This window comes from Streptomyces alkaliphilus (genome assembly GCF_014141535.1).
GTDB lineage: Bacteria > Actinomycetota > Actinomycetes > Streptomycetales > Streptomycetaceae > Streptomyces > Streptomyces alkaliphilus.
Window position 1 is genome coordinate 1 of record NZ_VKHT01000599.1, and the last position, 3,258, is coordinate 3,258.

Genomic DNA, 3,258 nt, shown 5'->3' on the forward strand with positions numbered 1-3,258 from the left:
GCATGGGGCGGGCCAGTTCGCGGGCGAAGCCCTCGGGGTCGGCGGCCAGTCGCTGGAGCTGGGACGCGGACAGCGAGAGCGGCAGGGGCACCTCGCGGACCCGGGAGCGGACGCGACGCAGCTCCTCGGAGAGGGAACCGAGGTCGCGGTCCCAGGAGGCGACGAGCCGGCGCTCCTCCGGGGTCAGCTCCTCCGGGGTGGGCTCCGCCGTGTCCCCGGGGGCCGCCGTGTCCCCCGGTGCTCCCGGGGCCCGGGCCCCGGAGCGCGGTGCGGGGATGCCCTCCGAGCCCGGGGGCATCCCCTCCGCCATCGATCCGTCGCCCGTCGTCCCGTCCGCCGCCCCGTCGATGCCGCGCAACTCGGCCAGGACCAGGCGGGCCGCCTCCCGCCGCCGCGCGCCGGCCTCCGGGTCCAGCGGCAGCGGCCACTCCCCCGGTCCGCGCTCGGCCGCGAGCAGGGGGTTCTCGGCGTCCTCGGCCGGTTCCTCCGCCCACGCCTCGACCTCGCCGTGCGCCGGGTTCCCCTCGCAGTGCCGGCGCAGCGCCAGCAGGAAATCCGAGGGGACCCTGGGCCGCTTCTGTTCCGGTCCCCATCGATGGGCCGAGCCCAGCAGCAGGGAGCGGGGGCGGGTGAAGGCGACGTATCCCAGGCGCAGTTCCTCCAGCTCGCGGTGGAACCTCTCCTCCTGCGCGTGTTCGCGCAGCGCGGCGGCGCTCCACTCCCGCACCGCGGGCAGGGTCGCGGCGTCCCCGCGCAGGGGCTGCGGCAGGACGTGCGAGTGACGCAACCAGGAGTCCTGGCCCCGTTCCTGGGGGAAGCCCTTGCGGTACAGGCCCGGCAGGGCCACCACGTCCCACTCCAGGCCCTTGGCCTTGTGGGCGGTGAGCACCTTGACGGTGTCATCGCCGCCGGGGAGCGAACCGTCCAGCCCCTTGTCGTAGTGCTCGGCGGCGCGCAGGAAGGCGAGGAAGGCGGGCAGGTGGGTGTCCCCGTCCACGGCGGTGCGGCGCCCGTTGGCGGCGAAGGAGGCGGCGGTGTCCAGGAACGCCTCCAGGGTCTCGCGGCGGCGGGCGGCCAGGGCGGTGGGTGAGGCGGAGAGTTCGATCTCCAGGCCGGTGACGGTCAGCACCCGGTGCAGGACGTCCATGAGCGGGTCGGCCACGGCGCGGCGCAGTTCGCGCAGTTCGGCGGCGAGGTGGGCGAAGCGGATCCGCGCCTCGTCCGAGAAGGGCAGGTCGTCCCCGGGCTCGTCGTCCCCGGGGGATCCCCCGGTCGTCGTCCGGTCTCCCCCGACGAAGGTGTCCAGGGCGTCGGCGAGGGAGATCGTCTCGGCGGGGTCGGTGCCCTCCACGGCGGCGGCCAGGCGGTGGTCGGGGGTGTCCCCCGCCGTGCGCTCGCGGTGGACCAGGATCCGGGCGCGGCGGCCGAGGAGGGCGAGGTCGCGGGGGCCGATCCGCCAGCGGGGGCCGGTGAGGATCCGGACCAGGTCGGCGTTGGCGGTGGGGTCCACCAGGACCCGGCAGACGGAGACGAGGTCGGCCACCTCCGGCAGGTGGAGCAGCCCGGACAGGCCGACGACCTCCACCGGGACCGATCGGGCGACCAGTTCGCGCTGGATGGCGGGGAAGTCACCGGCGGTGCGGCACAGCACGGCGATCCCGCCGGGCGGGGTGCCGGTGCGCACCAGGTGGGCGATGGAGTCGGCGAGCCAGGTCAGCTCGTCGGCGTGGGTGGGCAGCAGGGCGCAGCGCACCCGGCCCTCCTCCTCCGCGTCGGGGGCCGGACGCAGTGGGGAGACGCCGGGGTGGCGTTCGCGCAACGGCGCGGCGAGTTCGTTGGCCAGTCGCAGGAGACGTCCGCCGCTGCGGCGGTTCTCGGTCAGGGAACGGCGGCGGGCGGGGGTGTCGTCGCGGTGCGGGAAGTGCTCGGGGAACTCGTCGAGGTTGGCGACGGAGGCGCCCCGCCATCCGTAGATGGCCTGGCAGGGGTCGCCGACCGCGGTGACGGCGTGGCCGGTGCCCTCGCCGAACAGACCCGAGAGCATCACCCGTTGGGCGACGGAGGTGTCCTGGTACTCGTCGAGCAGGACGACCGCGAAGCGCTCGCGCAGCGCCCGGCCGACGGCGGGCACGTCCCGGGCGAGGCGGGCGGCGAGGGCGAGTTGGTCGCCGAAGTCGATGAGGTCGCGGGCACGCTTGCGGGCGCGGTACTCCTCGACGGGGCCCAGGAGTTCGGTCCGGCCGCGGGCGGCCTCGGCGATCCGGCGCAGGTCGGCGTTGGTACGCGGAAGCGCGGCGATCTCGGCCCGGACGGAGGCGTCCAGCGCGCGCAGGGCCGCGGGTTCGACCAGGTGCTCGGAGAGCTCACCGTCCAGGGTCACCAGATCCCGCACCAGGTCGGGGAAGCCGCGCGTGGTGCCGGTGGAGCTTCCGGTGGGGGCGACGAAGCCGGGGGCCGCGGCGCGCAGCGCCTCGGCCGCGAGCTGGAAGCGCGAGGCGTCGGCGAGGAGGTGGGCGGAGGGTTCCACGCCGACGCGCAGGCCGTGTTCGGTCAGCAGCCGCCCGGCGAAGGCGTGGTAGGTGGAGATCTCCGGTTCCCCCGCGTGCGGTTCGTCACCCGCCCCCTCCGCCGGGTCGGGGAGGGGGGCGCCGGGAGCGGGGAGCACCCCGGCCCGGCGCAGCGCGGTGCGGACCCGCTCGCCGAGTTCGGCGGCGGCCTTGTTGGTGAAGGTCAGCCCGAGCACCTGTTCGGGGGCGACGAGCCCGGTGCCGACCAGCCACACCACCCGGGCCGCCATCACGGTGGTCTTGCCCGATCCCGCGCCGGCGACGATCACCTGCGGCTCGGGCGGAGCGGTGATGCAGGCCATCTGCTCGTCGGTGAAGGGGATCCCGAGCAGGTTCACCAGGTCCCCGGGCCGGCGGATCCGGACACGCGACGCCCCCCCGGCGGAGCGGGGGGACGGAATCGGGTGGGACGCGGATCGATCGGACACAGTCCGACAGGCTAACCGCCGGCACCGACGGGGACGTGCCCGGCCCGGGTGCCGGACCGAACCCGCGCCGGCGTCGCCCCCCGGCCGGGAGGCCGGACGGGATCCACCGCCCGGGCCCCGGTACGGGGAGCGACTCAGAAAGTGTTGGGTAACCGGGTGATCACTCGTCTTTGAGGTCGTCGGCGAGGCGACGGGCCGCTTCGGTCTCGATGGGACCGCGGGGTTCGATCTCCTCGCCGGCGAGACGGGCGGCCATCAGCCGG

At 75.8% G+C, this 3,258-nt stretch carries 1 protein-coding gene; it reads right to left on the reverse strand.

The genetic code is table 11. The annotated features are described in order from the left end of the window. On the reverse strand, nucleotides 1-2,869 hold a 2,869-nt coding region (locus FNQ90_RS17255), incomplete at its 3' end, for an ATP-dependent helicase (RefSeq protein ID WP_182607205.1). Nucleotides 2,870-3,258 lie beyond the last annotated feature (389 nt).